This window comes from bacterium (assembly GCA_035419245.1).
In the GTDB taxonomy this organism is placed as follows: Bacteria; Zhuqueibacterota; Zhuqueibacteria; order Residuimicrobiales; family Residuimicrobiaceae; genus JAKPUX01.
Genome location: DAOLSP010000009.1, coordinates 71,674 through 88,850 on the forward strand (window position 1 = coordinate 71,674; position 17,177 = coordinate 88,850).

14 protein-coding genes are annotated in these 17,177 nt (G+C 61.6%); 9 read left to right on the forward strand and 5 right to left on the reverse strand.

The features are described from left to right. Positions 1 to 79 precede the first annotated feature (79 nt). Genes PLH32_11810 through PLH32_11830 form a run of 5 tightly spaced genes read left to right on the forward strand, consistent with a single transcriptional unit; the run spans position 80 to position 4,901 of the window. Positions 80 to 610 carry a ribonuclease domain-containing protein gene (locus tag PLH32_11810; GenBank protein ID HQJ65290.1) on the forward strand — a complete coding sequence of 177 codons (531 nt, stop codon included), beginning with the start codon at positions 80 to 82 and terminating at the stop codon, positions 608 to 610. Next, on the forward strand, positions 601 to 879 hold the full coding sequence (locus PLH32_11815; protein ID HQJ65291.1) for a barstar family protein: 279 nt from the start codon (positions 601 to 603) through the stop codon (positions 877 to 879). Before PLH32_11810 ends, PLH32_11815 begins: the two co-directional genes overlap by 10 nt. Then, positions 854 to 2,833, forward strand: a complete 1,980-nt coding sequence (locus tag PLH32_11820) for a hypothetical protein (GenBank protein ID HQJ65292.1) — start codon at positions 854 to 856, stop codon at positions 2,831 to 2,833. The genes PLH32_11815 and PLH32_11820 overlap by 26 nt, the downstream gene beginning before the upstream one ends. Positions 2,834 to 2,871: 38 nt before the next feature. Then, on the forward strand, positions 2,872 to 3,444 hold the full coding sequence (locus PLH32_11825) for a methyltransferase domain-containing protein (protein HQJ65293.1): 573 nt from the start codon (positions 2,872 to 2,874) through the stop codon (positions 3,442 to 3,444). Continuing rightward, positions 3,441 to 4,901, forward strand: coding sequence for an oligosaccharide flippase family protein (locus PLH32_11830; protein HQJ65294.1), 1,461 nt, complete (start codon positions 3,441 to 3,443; stop codon positions 4,899 to 4,901). Before PLH32_11825 ends, PLH32_11830 begins: the two co-directional genes overlap by 4 nt. Before the next feature lie 12 nt (positions 4,902 to 4,913). Here PLH32_11830 and hypE read toward each other — a convergent pair whose 3' ends face one another. The 5 genes from hypE to hypB are packed head-to-tail and all read right to left on the reverse strand — an operon-like array spanning position 4,914 to position 10,413. After that, positions 4,914 to 5,933 carry a hydrogenase expression/formation protein HypE gene (gene hypE / locus PLH32_11835; protein HQJ65295.1) on the reverse strand — a complete coding sequence of 340 codons (1,020 nt, stop codon included), beginning with the start codon at positions 5,931 to 5,933 and terminating at the stop codon, positions 4,914 to 4,916. Between the two features lie 52 nt (positions 5,934 to 5,985). Continuing rightward, positions 5,986 to 7,080 (reverse strand): hydrogenase formation protein HypD, encoded by a 1,095-nt coding sequence (gene hypD, locus PLH32_11840; GenBank protein ID HQJ65296.1) that lies wholly within the window; start codon positions 7,078 to 7,080, stop codon positions 5,986 to 5,988. Beyond that, positions 7,077 to 7,349, reverse strand: a complete 273-nt coding sequence (locus PLH32_11845) for a HypC/HybG/HupF family hydrogenase formation chaperone (GenBank protein HQJ65297.1) — start codon at positions 7,347 to 7,349, stop codon at positions 7,077 to 7,079. Before PLH32_11845 ends, hypD begins: the two co-directional genes overlap by 4 nt. A gap of 24 nt (positions 7,350 to 7,373) precedes the next feature. After that, positions 7,374 to 9,740, reverse strand: a complete 2,367-nt coding sequence (gene hypF, locus PLH32_11850; protein HQJ65298.1) for a carbamoyltransferase HypF — start codon at positions 9,738 to 9,740, stop codon at positions 7,374 to 7,376. Then, positions 9,727 to 10,413 carry a hydrogenase nickel incorporation protein HypB gene (gene hypB / locus PLH32_11855; GenBank protein HQJ65299.1) on the reverse strand — a complete coding sequence of 229 codons (687 nt, stop codon included), beginning with the start codon at positions 10,411 to 10,413 and terminating at the stop codon, positions 9,727 to 9,729. The genes hypF and hypB overlap by 14 nt, the downstream gene beginning before the upstream one ends. Positions 10,414 to 10,632: 219 nt before the next feature. Between hypB and PLH32_11860 the strand changes: the two genes are divergently transcribed. From PLH32_11860 to PLH32_11875, 4 genes are all read left to right on the forward strand, one after another. After that, positions 10,633 to 13,368: a glycoside hydrolase family 3 C-terminal domain-containing protein gene (locus tag PLH32_11860; protein ID HQJ65300.1), complete on the forward strand. Its 2,736-nt coding sequence runs from the start codon at positions 10,633 to 10,635 to the stop codon at positions 13,366 to 13,368. Between the two features lie 259 nt (positions 13,369 to 13,627). Next, positions 13,628 to 15,292: a hypothetical protein gene (locus tag PLH32_11865; protein HQJ65301.1), complete on the forward strand. Its 1,665-nt coding sequence runs from the start codon at positions 13,628 to 13,630 to the stop codon at positions 15,290 to 15,292. Positions 15,293 to 15,470: 178 nt separating this feature from the next. After that, on the forward strand, positions 15,471 to 15,995 hold the full coding sequence (locus PLH32_11870; GenBank protein HQJ65302.1) for a DinB family protein: 525 nt from the start codon (positions 15,471 to 15,473) through the stop codon (positions 15,993 to 15,995). Positions 15,996 to 16,103: 108 nt separating this feature from the next. Next, positions 16,104 to 17,177 carry a uroporphyrinogen decarboxylase family protein gene (locus tag PLH32_11875; GenBank protein ID HQJ65303.1) on the forward strand — a complete coding sequence of 358 codons (1,074 nt, stop codon included), beginning with the start codon at positions 16,104 to 16,106 and terminating at the stop codon, positions 17,175 to 17,177.

The following is a 17,177-nucleotide window of genomic DNA, read 5'->3' on the forward strand; positions in this document are numbered from 1 at the left end:
CGGTGAAGAAAATGTTTTGAAATGGGCCTGAAAATTGCGATATTTTATTGATAAATATCGGAAATAACGAACTCTTCGCATGCCCAGGCGCAAAATACTCCTGTGGATCGCCATCGTTCTCGCGGTGGCGGTGGCCACACACTGGCTCTCCGGTGACGGGGAGAGCACGGCCCCGGCTGTCGCGCAATCCTCTGCCGCGCCGGCTGCGGCCGACTCCGGGTGTTTGCGCGCGGTGGCCGACCTCAATCGCCATCTAGCGGAACAGATCGACGAGGCGGAGCTGGCGGCCATTCTGGTCGCGCTGAACCGCAGCAACAATCGTGAACTCCCGGGCCGGTATGTCACCAAAGCCCAGGCTCGCCAGGCGGGATGGCGGCCGGGGGACGATCTTTGGGCCCATCCCGCCCTAAAGGGCAAAAGCATCGGCGGCGACCGCTTTTCCAACCGGGAGAACCAGCTGCCAGCCGGCGGCCGTAGCTGGCGCGAACTCGATCTCGACTACAAGGGTGGCCACCGCGGCGCCAAGCGCATGGTTTTTTCCAGCGACGGATTGCGCTATGTCACCGTCGACCATTACCGGACCTTTGTGGAGGTACCGCCATGCCCGTGAAACACTGTCTTCTGCAAGGCCGCGATCTGACCTCCATGGACCGGTTCTACGACGAGTTGGCGCGGCAGCTCGACTTCCCGTCCTGGTTCGGCCGCAATCTCGATGCGCTATGGGACCTGCTGACAACCGACATCCCGGGGCCGATCACCATCCGTATCAAACAGCCCAGAACCGCGGAGCGGCTTCTGGGGGAAGCCTACAGCCGGATTCTCGATCTTTTCAAGGAAGTAGAAGAGGAGCGCGATGATTTCAAAGTCGTGGTGCGTTAAAAGACCATCTTGCACCCGTCCTTTCCAATTCATTCTTCTCGAACTTTGCTTCTTTTGCCTACTGCCCCTGATTGCCGCTGCCCTGCCTGCTACGCCTGCCCTGCCCAAAGCCAAAGAGAAATGGATTTGTCAGGAGGGAAATCTGTTCACCCTTTATAGCGCGGCCCCGGCGCGGCAGGCCAGCGAAATCAACCTCGGCCTCGAGCAGTACCATGCCGTACTGACCTCGTTCAGCGCCGGCAGGGCCTTGCCGAGTCCGGTGCCCACCTTTATCTTTGTCTTCAAGGATGAGCGCGGGCTGGCGCCCTACCAGAGTTTTCCCGTCGAGCAGCCCGCCGGCAGTGACGGCTATTTTCTCCAGCGGGAGGATGCCCAATACATCGCTGTCAGCGCCCGCGAGGAGGTGACACGGACGATCTATCATGAATATGCCCATGCCATTTTCGCCACCGCCTGGCCGGGAGCGCCGCTCTGGCTCCAGGAGGGGCTGGCGGAGTATTTTAGTACTTTCCGGGCTGATGCCGATGCTATTCTGATCGGCGGGCCTCTCAAAGAGCATGCCCGCACCCTGCGGTCGACGCCGTGGGTCCCTTTTGCCGAGTTGATGAAGCTGGATGCCGATGCCTCCCTCTACCGCGATTCGGACAAGAATCCCATTTTTTACGCCCAATCCTGGATGCTGACCCATTTCCTTTTCCATGGGCTGCGCGATGGGGGAGCCGAGGCCATCGACTGCTATATCACCCTGTTAGGGACGGGGGAATCCAACGCCAATGCCTTCAAGGAGGCCTTTCATCTCTCGCTGGCGGCGCTGGATGAGGCGGTGAGGGCCTATTCCGAAAGGGAAACCCTCGTTTCTACCCGGGTAACTCCGCGGGAACTGCGCGTGGTGTCGAGTCATCTTTTTCGTCCGGTGCCTTTTGAGGAGATCCTCTATCACCTCGGCGATCTGCTGGCGCATAACGGCACCAGCCAGTTGGCCGCCGCCGAAGCCCATTTCCAGCAGTCGCTCCGGGTCAATCCGCGCTATGCGCTGGCTCTTGCCGGACTCGGCTATGCGGCCATGGTGCGGGAAGAGGAGTCCCAGGCCCGGCACTATTTTCTGCAAGCCCTCGCCATCGATTCCAGCTCCGCTTGGATTCATTACCAGTACGGCCGCTGTCTGCTGGCGGCTGGACGCAAACAAAAGACGCCGCAGAAGGAGGAGACCATCGCTCTGGCGCGCGATGAGCTGCTGAGAACCCTCGAACTCGACAGCCGGTTCATCGATGCCCAGGCTCAGCTGGGTGAAGCTTATATGCATCTCGGCATGCAGCTGCAGGGCCAGAGTGCCCTCGAGAAGGCCTTGCTGGGGATGCCTTCGCGCCTCGATGTAGCGCGCAATCTGCTGCAGTATTATGTGCTCGAGGACAATACTACCAAAGTGACCGAGCTTCTGGCCCTGATTGGTCAGCGGGGCGGGGAGAAGGCCCTTGAGGCCGCTCGCGAGTCGACCCTGCGGACGCAGATCGACCGGGTAGCGCGGCTGATCAGCGAGAAAGAATATGCCAAAGCCATTTCCCTGGCAGAAAAACTGCGCAAACAGACCGACGATCCGGAGATCAAAAAGCTGATCGAAGAGGCACGCCAGGCGGCTTCGCAGGGTCAACTGGTCAATATCTACAACCAGGGGGTACGCTGCGCTGCAGACAAACGCTACGACCAGGCGGAAAAATATTTTTTGCATGTGATCAAGGAAGGGGGCAAGAGCGAATTGGCCATCCTGGCCCGGAGCAACATCAGCAAGATTCGCGTCGCACGCCAAGCAGCCTGGTACAATGAGGCGTTCGAATTGATGCGGGCCAGCAATTTCCAGAAGGCGGTGCCTTTGCTCAAGAAGGTGATCAACGACAACTCGGATGCCCAGACCACCCGCGCCGCAGAAAACGCCCTGAGTCAGATCGAGGCCCTTTAGGCGGCCCCCCCTTTCACCCTTACCGTGGATGACTGCTCATGCCGCAAAAACTGAATCTACAAGTGGACGCCTGCGATGTCAGCGATTTCCAGGGCAAACTCCGTTTCAATTTTACGCGCCGGTTCGTGGCCTCCGGCATCACCGAGCCTGGCGAAGTGCTCTCCATCGGGCCGGAAAATGCTTTCGACCAAGCCATGGCCGGAGTCTTTCAGCTTGGGTATAATTCAACCACCGGCGACCTCGACCGGGAGTGGCGCGCTCCCGAGAAGCCATATGCCTATGTCTTTTGCTTTGAGGTGATCGAGCACCTGATGAATCCGCTCCATTTCCTCGAGACGCTGCAGCGCTATCTGCAACCTGGAACCCGCATCTTTTTATCGACGCCGCGCCGGCCCCACGCCTTCTGGAACAACCAGCATTTTCACGAGTATGACACCCTGCGATTCACCCATCTGCTCACTTCTGCCGGTTATGAAGTGGTGCGGCATGAAGCGCGTGTGACCTGGTATCATCCCCTCTTCTATTTGAGCGGGCTGCGTCCCTTTCTGCGCCTGACCGTCGGCCGCAGCAAGACTCATCTCTATGAACTGCGGTCGACAGCGAAGCGATGATCTCGCGCCAGTTTTTCAAATCCTCTCTGATCTACTCGGTCACCGGCGCGCTGCCGCTGGCGGCCAGTGTTTTGCTGCTGCCCTTTTACACCAATTTGCTCAGCACCGGTGATTTCGGCCGGCTGGCTCTCTTTATCAGCTTCAGCTTTCTGATGCAGATTCTGGTCAGCTTCGGCCTCGATTCCTACATCACAGTGCAGTATATCGAATACCGCAACGATTCCGGCCTGTTGAAGCAGAACATGAGCGGCATCCTGACCGCGTTTCTCGGCTTCAGCGGTGGCATCGTGTTGCTCTCGATGCTCATCGGCCCCTGGCTTTTCCGCCTGATCTTCCACGATGCGGAACTCGCCTTCTATCCCTACGGCTTTCTTTCGGTGCTGACCGCGGTTTTTCATGGGATCTTTAAGCTCTACACCAATCTCCTGATCTATCAGCAGCAACCGGTCCGCTATTTCTGGGTCAATATCCTGAATTTCATCCTGGTCGTTGCGCTTTCGCTGAGCGGCCTTTATCTTTTCCCCCGTTCCCTGATCGGTCCGATGTGGGGGCGGCTGCTTGCCGCCCTGGCCATGGCCGCCCTGGCGTTCATCATCTTCTTGCGCGAGTTCGGCCTGACGCGGGACCGGAGCTTTCTGCGGGGCATGGCCGGCTACTGCTGGCCTCTGGTCCTCTATTCGCTGCTGTTCTGGATCCTATCGTACGTCGACCGCTTCATCATCAACCACTATCTCCAGGCCGAAAGTGTGGCGATCTATGACTTCGCCGTCAAGTGCACCCTCCTGATCGAATTCTTTCAGAATGGCCTGGTCAGCACGATCTATCCCAAGGTTTTCGGAATCTGGAAGGAGCAGCCGGACGGCGCCAGCCATATTCAGGTCAACCGCTATTTCAGCGCGTTCTCCGCCGCCACCCTGCTGATTCTGCCGCTGTTTCTCATCGCAGTCCCGGCGCTGGTCCCCCTGGTCGTCAAACGGGAGGCCTACTATTCCGCTTTTCATTTTCTGCCCATCCTCAGCCTGGGATTTGTGGCACGCAGCCTGTTTTACATGTTTCTTGCGCCGTTTTACTATTACCGCAAGACCCGGCTGCTGCCGCGGGTGCTCTTTTTTTCCTCCCTGCTGCAACTCCTGTTTTCGTTTTGGTTTGTGAAGGAGTGGGGTGTACTGGGTGCCGTCTGGGTGAATTTCGGTATGAAGTGGATCGTGGCGGGATTTGCCTGGAATGAATGCCGCAAAATCTATAATTTCAAATTCAACAGGTTGAAATTGCTCTGGCTGCCGGTCATCTATACCCTGATCTTTTTTCTGGCTGATCTTTACGTCACGCCCGCTACTCCCTTGCTCGTCCATACGCTGGAGGGTGTCATCAGCCTGTTCCTGGTCTTTTTCGTCTATCGGCGCGAGCTATTGCCCATCTGGAACCAGTGGCGGACGAAAAAGGCCCCCGCCCTCTAGGTCTTGGCTGCCTCAGCAAATGCGCGGCAGCAATTCCCCCGCCGGCAGATCCACGAGGCGCCAGGCGCCGAGGCTGGTGTGCAGCGCCACCAGTCCCGCTTCCCCCTTTTTGACCTCACCGATCACTGCCGCATCGCGGCTGAGGGGATGGCTCCGCAAGGCCGCCACCGCGCTCTCCGCGGCTTCTCCGGCGATCGCCGCCACCAGCTTGCCCTCGTTGGCGATATAGAGCGGATCGAGACCCAGCAGCCCGCAGGCGGCGGCTACGTCCGGCCGCACCGGCAGCGCTTTCTCCTCCAGGCGGATCTCGAGGCTTGATCCCCTGGCGAACTCGTGACAGGTGGCTGCAAGGCCGCCGCGCGTCGGGTCGCGCAGGGCATGCACGGCCTCGCCGCACTCCGACAGGAGCAGGGCGGTCAGTTCATGCAGAGGAGCAGTGTCGCTTAGCAGCGCGGTGGAGAAACCGAGATTCTGCCGCCGGGAGAGAATGGCGATGCCATGGTCGCCGAGCGTGCCGCTGATGATCAGCCGGTCGCCCGGTTGGAGATGGCGGGAGCCGAGCGTCAACCCATGTGCGATCACGCCGATGCCGCTGGTGTTGATGAAGAGCTTGTCGGCCTTGCCCTTTTCGACGACCTTGGTGTCACCAGTGACGATTTGCACCCCCACTCGGGCTGCCGCCTCCGCCATCGCTGCGGCGATTCGGTCCAGATCCTCGAGGGGCAAGCCCTCCTCGATGATGAATCCGGCGCTGAGCCAGCGGGGCTGGCTGCCGCACATACACAGATCGTTGACCGTGCCGTTGACCGCCAACTCGCCGATGCAACCGCCGGGGAAAAACAGGGGATCGACGACGAAACTGTCGGTGGAGAAGGAGAGGCGCTGGCCCGGCTCCAGTTCAGGCAGCAGGGCGCCATCGTCGAGGGGATTGAGAAAGGGATTGGCGAAGTGGCGCCGGAAAAGATCGGAGATGAGGCCGGCCATCATACGGCCGCCGTTGCCATGGCCGAGCTGGATCGTTTCGCCGTTCACACTGAACCTCCCGGCATCAGGTTGAAGATCAAGAAATACGCTGCAGAGTACGTCAGGCGCGCTCCGGATTGCGATGGTAACTGAAATAGGCGGCACACGCCCCTTCGGCCGATACCATGGGCGCTCCGAGGGGACGCAGCGGGGTGCAGCGGCCGCCGAATGCCGGACAGTCGGGCGGTTTTTTCAGGCCCTGGAGGATTGCTCCGCTGATGCACTCCGTCGGGACCGCTTTTTCCGCTATCAGCCCGCTGAATTTGACCTGCGCATCCCATGCCGCATACTCGGGCCGTAGTCGGAGGCCGCTGGCGGGGATGACACCGATTCCCCTCCATTCGCAATCACATACTTCGAAGACGCTCTGCAGCTGCGCTTGGGCCGGGAGGTTGCCCTCGCGGCGCACCACGCGTTCATAGGCATTTTCGACCCGCGCCTCGCCCGCCTCAAGCATCTGCACCACCCGTCCGATGCCGCGGAGGAGGTCGGCCGCTTCAAAGCCGGTGACGACGATCGGCACCTGGAACTCGGCGGCCAGAGCCTCATAGGGCTGCCAGCCGAGGATAGCACAGGCATGACCCGCAGCGAGATAACCCTGCACCCGATTGCCGGGGCTTTGCAGCAGGGCGCGCACGGCGGGGGGGACGAGCACATGGGCGGTCAGCAGAGAAAAGTTCCGGATCCTTTCGCTGCGGGCGCGGGCGACGGCGAGGGCACTGCCCGGGGCGGTGGTCTCGAAGCCGATGGCAAAAAAGACGATCTCACGTCCGGGCGACCGTCGCGCCAGCGCGAGGGCGTCGAGGGCGGAGTAGACCATCTCCACTTTTCCGCCGGCGGCTCGGGCGGCAAACAGGGTGGTGGTGGAACCGGGGACGCGCATCATGTCTCCGAAGGTGGCGAGTGTCACCCCGGGGCGGGCGGCTAAGGCTATTGCTGCGTCGATGCGTGCGGATGGCGTAACGCAGACCGGACAACCCGGTCCGTGCACCAGTTCGATGCCGCGGGGCAAAAGCTGGTCAAGGCCGAGGCGGAGAATGGCGTGGGTCTGGCCGCCGCAGGTCTCCATGATCACCCAGGGGTGGTGTAGCGCGTTGCGGATCTCCTCGAGCAGCCGGCTGGCCACTTCAGGGTGGGCAAAGGGGGCGAGGTTCATAACGCGTCATCCCCCGCCTCGGCGCGTGGGCGATCCCCGGTTCGGGTGTCGAGCACGGCCCGCCACAGGGCATAAAACTGCTCCACCTCGGCGGCGTCGATGATCTCGAGAGCAAATCCGGCATGCACCATCACATGATCTCCAGCCCGTACCGCCGGTACATGCGCAAGGCAGACCTGCTTGCTGATGCCGCCAAAATCGACCTCCCCCATCTGCAACCCCTCCGTTTCATAGAGCCGGAGGACCTTTCCCGGTGCAGCGACGCACATCTTCGTTTCTCCCTCGGTTTGTTCTTACGCTGCAGGATGGCCCGCTGACCCGCGAAGACGGGCAGCGGCTACGGCGATCTGGCCCAGCGCGAGTCCGCCGTCATTGGCGGGGACGAGGCGATGAGCGAATACCTCGAACCCAGCCGTTTCGAGGATCCGGCGCAGCTGTGTGTGTAAAAGGGTATTCTGAAAGACACCGCCGCTGAGGGCGACGCGGTTGACACCGCTGCGCCGCCGTACCTCCTCCGCTGCGAGCCGGAAGATGTCCGCGAGGATGAGATGGAAGCGCCAGGCGAGCAGGCCGACGGAGCAGCCCTCGAGGGTCCTCCCGGTCAAGCGGCGGATGTACTGACCCAGATGGAGGGCACCAGCCGGCACAAAATCACTCCCCAGAATCTCGGCCAGGGCTGGCCGCGGGGCGTCACTCTTTTCGGCGGCCATCTCAACCGCCATAGCCGCCTCCGCTTCGAAGGTGTTCTCGAAACAGAGTCCCATAATGGCGGAGACGGCGTCGAACAGGCGCCCGCAGCTCGAGGTCAGGGGAGCGTTTACCCTCTTTTCCACGGAATCGAGGAGCAGCTCCAGCTCCGCGCGCGGGCGGTAGTGCATCACCTCGAGATCGAGATCGAGGCAGTTGCGGCCGAAGGCCGCATGAAGATGGCTCAGGGCCATGCGCCAGGGCTCGCGCACGGCGGCGCTGCCGCCCGGCATCGGCACCGGCTGCAGCCAGGCTTCGCGGGTGAACGCAGCGGCGTTGCCGAGCAAAACCTCGCCGCCCCAGATCGTGCCGTCGGTGCCGTAACCGGTGCCGTCGAGGATGATGCCGATGCAAGGCTCTGTGATCCGGTGTTCGGCCAGGACCGCAGCGAAATGGGCATGATGGTGCTGCACAGCCATCCGTTTGACCTCCGGCTGTGCGAGCACCCACTGAGTCGAAAGATAGTCGGGATGGAGGTCATGAATAATGATTTGCGGTTCGATCCGCAGCAGGGTTTTTAGATGGCCGATGGCATGGCGGAAGAAGGCCAGGGCCTCGGGGTTGTCGAGGTCGCCGATATGCTGGCTCAGGAAGACTTCGTTTTCGCGTCCAAGCGCGACGGTGTTTTTGAGTTCGCCGCCGACGGCAAGCATGGGGGAGGGCAGGACCTCTCCGAGGAGGATGGGTTCGGGCACATAACCGCGGCTGCGGCGGATGCGCATAGGCATGCCGTCGATAAGATGGACGATCGAGTCGTCACAGCGCTGCAGGATCTCGCGGTCATGGAGCAGAAAAGCGTCGGCGACACCGCCCAGACGCTTCAGTGCCTCCGCGTTATCGATTGCGATCGGCTCTTCGGCGAGATTGCCGCTGGTCATGACCAGCACCGGCAGGGGGCCGGCCAGAAGCTGATGGTGTAGCGGCGCATAGGGCAGCATGAAGCCCTGGCAGCGCTGACCGGGCGCGATGGCCCAGGGGAGGGGATGGATAGGTGCTTGTGGCGGCTGGCGGAGTTCTGCGCCGCTTTTGGCGCTCAGGAGCAGTATCGGCCGGGCAGCGGATTCCAGCAGCTCCTGTTCTTTTAGACTGACGTGGCACCAGCGGCGGATGATCTGGAGGTCGCGGGCCATCATGGCAAAAGGTTTGCGGCCCCGCCCCTTGCGCTGCCGCAGGGTCATGATCGCCGTCTCGTTTTGCGCATCCACGCAAAGATGAAAGCCCCCGATGCCGCGTATGGCGACAATCCGCCCCTGCTGCAGCAGCTCCCAGGCGGCAACGACCGGATCCTGGCCACTGATCTGCACCCCGCTGGCATTTGTCAGCCACAGCTTTGGCCCGCAAAGCGGGCAGGCCGTGGGTTGCGCATGAAAACGGCGGTCGCCGGGATCGTCATATTCGGCCTGGCAGGCGGGGCACATCGCAAACCCGGCCATGGAGGTGCGGCTGCGGTCGTAGGGAAGGCTGCGGACAATCGTGAAGCGCGGCCCGCAGCGCGTGCAGTTGAGAAAGGGGTACTGATAGCGGCGGCTGGCGGGATCGTTCATCTCGGCCAGGCACTCGGGGCAGACCGCCAGATCGGGTGAGATAAAGGTCGCGGCCGCATCGCCGTATTGGCTGAACCGGATGGAAAATTCGCTCTCGCCGCAGACCGGGATGGCGATCGCATTGTGGCGCACGACCCGGGCAAAGGGGGGATGTTCCGACAGGATACGGCCGATGAACCGATCGATCACCGCCGGCGGTCCTTCGGCCTCGATTAAGACGCCGCCGCTCTCGTTGCGAACGAATCCGACCACGCCGCACTCCCGGGCCAGGCGCAGGGTGAAGGGCCTGAAGCCTACGCCCTGGACGATGCCCTCCAGGCGAATACGGCGGCGTTCCCGGGTGCTTCGGCTGGACTCATCCAAGAGCATGACCTGTGCTCTCCATGCGGTTCGCCATCAGGCGTTCCAGCCAGGCGAACCAGTCCTCCATCCCCGCGTTGCTGCGGCAGGAGAGGCGCAGGATTTCGATGCCGGGATGGATCATGCGGGCGTGTGCTTCGGCCCGCTCCGGATCGAAATCGGAACTGCCGAGCAGATCGGTCTTGGTGAGGACAACAAGACCGGCGCGGCGGAAGATCGCCGGATACTTGAGGGGTTTGTCATCCCCCTCAGCCGTGCTCAGCAGCACCACCTTCAGGTCTTCCCCCAGGTCGTAGCTGGAGGGACAGACCAGATTGCCAACATTCTCGATGATCAGCAGGTCGCATCCTTCCAGGTCCATCGCCTCCAGGGCCTGAGTGACCATGCGAGCGTCGAGGTGGCAGGCTCCGCCGGTGACGATGGGCTGAACCAGGCTTCCCCCTGCTGCGGTCAGGCGTCGGGCGTCGTTGTCGGTCTGAACATCTCCGGCGATGAGGGCGATGCGCCGCCGCCCCGCCATATGGGTGAGGGTTTTCTCGAGCAGGGTGGTTTTGCCGGACCCCGGCGAACTGACCAGATTGATGGCGGGAAGATGCAAAACCGAGCGCCGGGCGCGGATCGCTGCGGCCAGGCGGTCGTTTTCGGAGAGGACTTGTTCACCAATGGGGATGATTTCGCTCATGCTGGCTCCGTTGTCTGACAGATCCCGACCCTTCATGCCATTCCCTTCGCCCTGTAGCGCGTGCTCAAAAATACAAAGAGAATCAGAGGAATGCAAGCGGGATTTGCAGAGGGCTGCGGAGCGAGCGCTGCGCCCCGGCGCGAAAACCATTTGCATATCGGGGAAAAATGGTGCAAATTGAGATCTGAATCCAAAACACCACTTTTGCGAGGATGGAACATGACCGGATCCCGGTATGTCCTTTTAATCCTGATCATTTCGATGATTACGCCGGGCGGAATCCCGGCGCAACCCGCCGATCGCACCCTGCCCTATCGGGATCCTAGCCTCGCGGTGGAGACGCGGGTCCAGGACCTTCTCAAACGGATGACCCTGGAGGAAAAGCTCTGGCAGCTCTTCATGGCTCCCGGCGATCCGGCGGAGGAGCCGGAGACCTTTCGTCACGGGGTATTCGGGCTGCAATTCGCCACGCGCGCTACGGGTGGGGGCGCAGCCCAGCAGATGCTGGCATACGGGAGTACTGCCTCCGCAGCAGCCATGGCGGCGCAGATCAACGCCGCGCAACGATTCTTCGTCACGGAGACCCGTCTGGGGATTCCCATCATCCCCTTCGATGAAGCCCTGCATGGTCTGGTCCGCGAAGGCGCTACGGCCTTTCCGCAGGCCATCGGGCTGGCAGCCACCTGGGATCCGGAGCTGATACAGCGCGTCGCTGCGGCCATCGCCCGTGAAACCCGGTCCCGCGGCATCCGCCAGGTGCTCTCGCCGGTGGTCAATCTGGCTACTGATGTGCGCTGGGGCAGGGTGGAGGAGAGCTATGGCGAAGATCCATTCCTCGCTTCGGTTATGGGCGCCGCGTTCGTGCAACCGTTTGAAGAAGCCGGCGTCATCACCACGCCCAAACATTTCGCGGTCAACCACGGCGCAGGCGGCCGCGACAGCTATCCCATCCACTTCAACGATCGGCTCCTCGAGGAGGTCTATTTCCCGCCTTTCCGGAGCTGCATCGACCAGGGCGGCGCCCGCTCGCTGATGATCGCCTACAACAGCCTTGACGGCCGGCCGTGCACAGCCCATGACAGGCTCCTCAACGGGATACTAAAGGGCACCTGGGGGTTCCGGGGTTTTGTCATCTCCGACGCAGGTGCAGTCGGCGGGATGGTCGATCTGCACCACATCGCGACTGATTATGAAGCCGCGGTCAAGGAGGCCTTCGAGAACGGCCTCGACGTCCTATTTCAGTCGACAGCCGGCCATTTTCCGCTGTTTTTCACCCGCGCCCTCAACGGCGGCTACATCGACGGCCTTGTCATCGATCGCGCCGTCGCCCGTGTGCTGCGCGCCAAGTTCGAGCTGGGGTTGTTCGAAACACCCTATGTGGATCCGGCGGAGGCCGGGCGCCTCAATGGCCAAACCAGCCACCGCGACCTCTCGCGCCAGGCAGCCCGCGAGAGCATCGTGCTGCTGAAAAATCGCAATGCGCTGCTGCCCCTTTCGCGGGCGATCAGGACCCTGGCCGTCATCGGCCCGGATGCGGCGGAGGCGCGGTTCGGGGGTTACAGTGGCCCCGGCAACCGGCCGGTCTCGATTCTAGAGGGCCTGCGCGCTCGGGCCGGCGGCCTGGTTCAGGTACGCTATGCACCGGGCTGCAACCGGGAGCAGAAGGAGGTGGAGACGGTTCCGGAGCGCTGGCTGCGGCACGCCGCTGCGGAGCGGACGGGCGCGTCTCTGCCGGGCGCACCGCGCCCGGCGACGCTCAAGGCAATGGAAGGATCCGCAGGGCTCATCGGCCGCTACTGGGACAATCCCGATTATGCCGGCTCGCCGCGCTTTGAGCGCTTCGACCCGCAGATCGATTTCAACTGGACCCTCTTTGCGCCGCACGCCACCCTCAACCGCGAGTGGTTCAGTGTCAGCTGGCAAGGCGAGCTGGTCGCCCCGCTCAGCGGCACTGTGCGCCTCGGTCTCGAGGGCAACGACGGCTTCCGGCTCTATTTTAACGACTCGCTGGTCATCGAGAACCCAGGGAAGGGCTCCTGGCATCGTATCCTGGTGCCGGTGCAGATGCGCAAGAACCTGTCGTATCCCATCAGGGTCGAATTCTGTGAGCGGAGCGGTGGCGGACAGATCCGGTTGTGCTGGGATTATGACGTGAAGGAGAGCAGCCGGAAGCAGATCGCGGAAGCAGCCGCGGCCGCGCGCGGCTGCGATGTGGCGCTGGTTTGCGTCGGCATTATTGAGGGCGAGGGGCACGACCGCGCTTCCCTGGCCCTGCCCGGCCTGCAGGAAGAATTGATCCATGCGGTGGCCACCACCGGTGTGCCCATGGTGGTGCTACTCACCGGCGGCAGCGCAGTGACCATGCAACGCTGGCTGGATCAAGCGAAGGCCGTGCTCGCCCTCTGGTATCCCGGCGAAACAGGTGGCGAGGCCGTCGCCGAGGTACTCTTCGGCGACTACAATCCGGCCGGCCGGCTGCCCATCACCTTCCCTCTGGCCGAAGGTCAGCTGCCGCTGGTCTACAACCACAAGCCCACCGGGCGGTTGGACTCCTACCATGATTTGCCCGGAGAACCGCTCTTCCCCTTTGGCTATGGATTGAGCTATACCACCTTCGCCTATACCAATCTCCATCTGCGACCGTGTGGCGATTCGCTCGCGGTCACCTTTACACTCCGCAACGCGGGTATACGCGCCGGCGAGGAGGTGGCGCAGCTCTATCTTGAATGGGTTGATGCCCCGATCGCGCAGCCTGTGCTGGCCCTCAAGGCCTTCACGCGGATCCTTCTGGCCGCCGGAGAAACAAAACAGGTTGAATGGAAGCTGACTCCGGAACAGCTGACTTTCCTCGATACCGGGCTACGGCCGGTCAGGGCGCACCGCGTGCAGGTGCTGGTCGGCGCCTCCAGCCGGGATATCCGCCTGCGCGGCGAGATCACCAGGGGGTCTCGCTGATAATACGAGTTTCTTGTTTTAAGCGTTGGCAAGCGGCGTCTGTTTCATCCATCAGCCGTCCCGGTTTCGACAGGCGTTGCTTCGATCTTTAATGAATAATCGAACCGCACAAGGTATGATGCTTTGTATCGCACTTCTGCTCGCTCTGTTTTTCTCAAATCCGGAGGTCGGCTTTGCCGGTGACGGGAAGCAGAGCGCCTGTTGCCATCTGGATCATCGCTTATTCGGTTTCAGGACAGGGCGTTCTGGCGATGAACAGATGTGCAGTTTCATCTTCCGCAGCGACGTCCACGTTCACATCACTGCCCCAGTGAATCTGCCCGCTGGCAAACGGATCCTGTTGATCCTTTTCGCCCTGCCCAATGGCAACACCCTCGACCATACCTTCGGCAAACGGCTGCAGTCGGGTGATGACTGGCGTTATGATATCCAGCATACAGGCGCCCAAGTCCGTTTCGTCCATTCGCTCGATCCGGATTTCACGCCGGTGCTCATTCTCCTGCAAACCCGGCAGCGGAGTTGGCCAGGCTGGAGAGCGGCGCATCCCACGGATCATGGCGTGAGGGTGATCGCCCTGGCCGATACACTGCGGGATCTCTTCAACGCGTACCGGCCGAAGATCATGCTCACCGGCCACAGCGGTGGCGGCCGCTTCATATTCAGCTTCCTCGACCAAGCGGGCGAGATCCCGGATGATGTGGCGCGCATCGCCTTCATCGACTCGAATTATGGCTATGAAGAAAAATATGCCGCTCCCCTGGGGCGCTGGCTCGGCCGTGGTGGTGATCATGCCCTGATGGTCTTTGCCTACAATGACAGTGTGGCTTTGCTGGATGGCCGGCGCGTGGTTTCGGACTCGGGTGGCACCTGGCATCGCAGTGGGCGGATGCGCCACGACCTGGCCCGTTATTTGTCATTCACCGTAAAGAGAGACTCGGTTTTTCAGCATGCATCCGCGCTGGCGGGCCGGGTGCAGTTCTGGCTCAAGGAGAATCCGCGCCGCGGTATCTGGCACACCCAACAGGTGGAGCGCAACGGTCTGATCCACGCCATACTGGCGGGGACCAGGCTCGAAAACCACGGCTATCGCTACTGGGGCGAGAGGGCCTATGCCGCGTTTATCGGGGAGGGCAGCCAACTCGTGCCGGACTTGGCCATCCCCCCGCGCTCATCTGCTGCCTGCACAGGTTCTCAATTCATCGCCGGAAGCGATACCCTCACCGGCGCCCGACGCGAGGAGGCCATTTGGCGGGAACTGCAGTCGGGCAACATCCCCGAGTTTCTTCGCCGCCCGGTCCTGATCGAAAAGCGCTGGGCCGACGTCGCCGGTGATTCGCACCAGGTCGTCTTTGCCGTTTTGCCCGACTATCTAGCTATTGGGACAGACTCCGATTTTGTCCGCATGCCGATGACCCCCTTCACCGCACAGAAGGCGGCCGATCTTTTTGGCGCTGTTTTACCGACGCGCAAACTGGTGGATGCGATCTGGGCGGCCGCTCCAGTTAAATTGACCCCGCAGTTCTATGCCCCTCTGGGCGATCGCAATGAACGTCCGGCGATGTTCTTGCAGCATCAGAGGGATATTGAAAGACAGCGGAGGGCGACGGGAGCGCGTCTGGGGGCGCTGACGGCCGGGCACAAGAAGGACCTTGTCCTCAGCAACGCTATGGCCCTTCCGGACCGGCTGGATCATGTCGTCATCTATGGCTGGCACCAGCCGGACGGCCGTCCGATCCAGCCCCTCACCAATATCCACATTGGCCGCTATGTCGATTACAGCCACGGGGTGCGCCTGCTGCCCGATGTCCTGCTCGTCGATGGCGTGCCCCGGGGTACCACGTCGCTCCTGGCCGATCCCCTTTTATATACCTTGATCAGCGATGAAGAGGGAGTAATGACGGTGGCGCATTACCCGAGCAAATAGTGTAATGCACTGTGCGCAAATCAACTCGAAAAATCGTAATCGAAAAGATGAAAAATAGTGTGTATATTCTCTGGCGGGGCCATACATTGCTGGGGATTCATGGGCAGGTTGGACACCCGGACCAGGGTGAATGACATAATGCACCTTATTTATCAACGGCCCAAAGAAGGAGGTTGGTATGAACTGGAAAGAGTTGATCACCAGTGAACTCGAGGATGCCTACAAGGTTTCGGCCGGATTGTTTGACCTGGTCGAGGAGAAGGATCTCAACTGGAAACCCGCCACCGGCAGCAACTGGATGACCATCGCGCAACTGCTGAAACACATCGCCGATTGCTGCGCCGGCTCGTTCAAGGGGATCCTCACCGGCGATTGGGGTATGCCGGAAGGTGTGGATATCAACAGTCTGCCGCCGGAGGAGATGCTGCCGCCTGCGGAGATACTGCCCGCGGTCGGAAGCGTCGCCGAAGCCCGGAAGCTGCTTAACGAGGATCGGGCGGGAGCGCTCCGGTACCTCGACACCGTCAGCGAGGAGCAACTGGCGACCACCGCCGCGACAGTGCCCTGGGATCCCAGCGAAATGCTTCTCGGCCACCGCCTGCTGCAGATGGTGGAACATATGAAACAGCACAAGGGGCAGCTCTATTATTATCTCAAGCTCCAGGGCAAGCCGGTCCATACCGGCCATCTCTACGGCATGTAACCTCGGTGCGGATAACAGCCCCCGCCGGACCATATGACAGGGCCAGCGGATGCAAGGCGTGCAAGAAAAGAGTTTCTTTTTAGGATTGAATTGACTACCTTGGAGTGTATGACAGCCACCCCTCGGGACATCGTCGCCGCTTGTCTGAATTTCCAGTACCCTGCACGCCTGCCGCGTGACCTCTGGCTGCTGCCCTGGGCGGAGCAGCGCCATCCGGCCGCCGTGGCCGAACTGATCCAGAGATTTCCTGCCGATTTGACGACCACTCAGTATTTCTATCCGCCCTCCCCTCGCGTTCAGGGAGATCCGTACCGTGCCGGCCGCTATATCGATGAATGGGGCTGCATCTTCATCAGCATCCAGGACGGTCAGGTCGGCGAGGCGCGCACCCCCCTCCTTGCCGACCTGGCCGATTGGCGGAAGGTGCGGCCGCCTTGGGAGCAGCTGCCACTTAGCGCCCACGATCGGGCGGCGGCGCGGTCGGTCATCAGCCGCTTTTATGAAAGCACCGACTTGTACGTGCTCGCCAACATTTGCCCGCGGCCCTGGGAGCGCTACCAGTTCATCCGCGGCAGCGAGAACGCCTACTACGACCTGGCTGATCCCGATGGCGGTTTGCGCGACCTCCTCGGCGTGATCCACGAATTCAATCTGCGGGAGCTGGAGTTCTGGGCGGCGAGCGAGGTCGACGGCATTCGCTTCATGGACGACTGGGGCAGCCAGGACCGCTTGCTGATCCGGCCTGCGCTTTGGCGGGCCCTTTTCAAACCCCTTTACCGCGACTATTGTGACCTCATTCACGCCGGCGGAAAAAAAGTCTTCATGCATTCCGACGGCTTCATCGAGGAGATCCTTCCAGATCTGATCGAAATCGGCGTGGATGCGCTCAATTGCCAGCTTTTTATCCTGGACCTGGACCGGCTCGCGCAGACAGCAAAGGGGCGGATCACCTTCTGGGGTGAGATCGACCGGCAGCATGTGCTGACGGCCGAAGATCCGGAGGCTGGCCGCGCTGCCGTGCGCCGCATCGCCGAGAAGCTTTACGATCCTGCCGGAGGACTCATCGCCCAGTTTGAATTCGGACTGGGCACCCAACCTGCCACGGCTATCGCGGTATTTGAAGAGTGGCAGCGGTGGGATGAAACCCACCGGATTCATCCATCCATTCATTCCGCGAGGTAA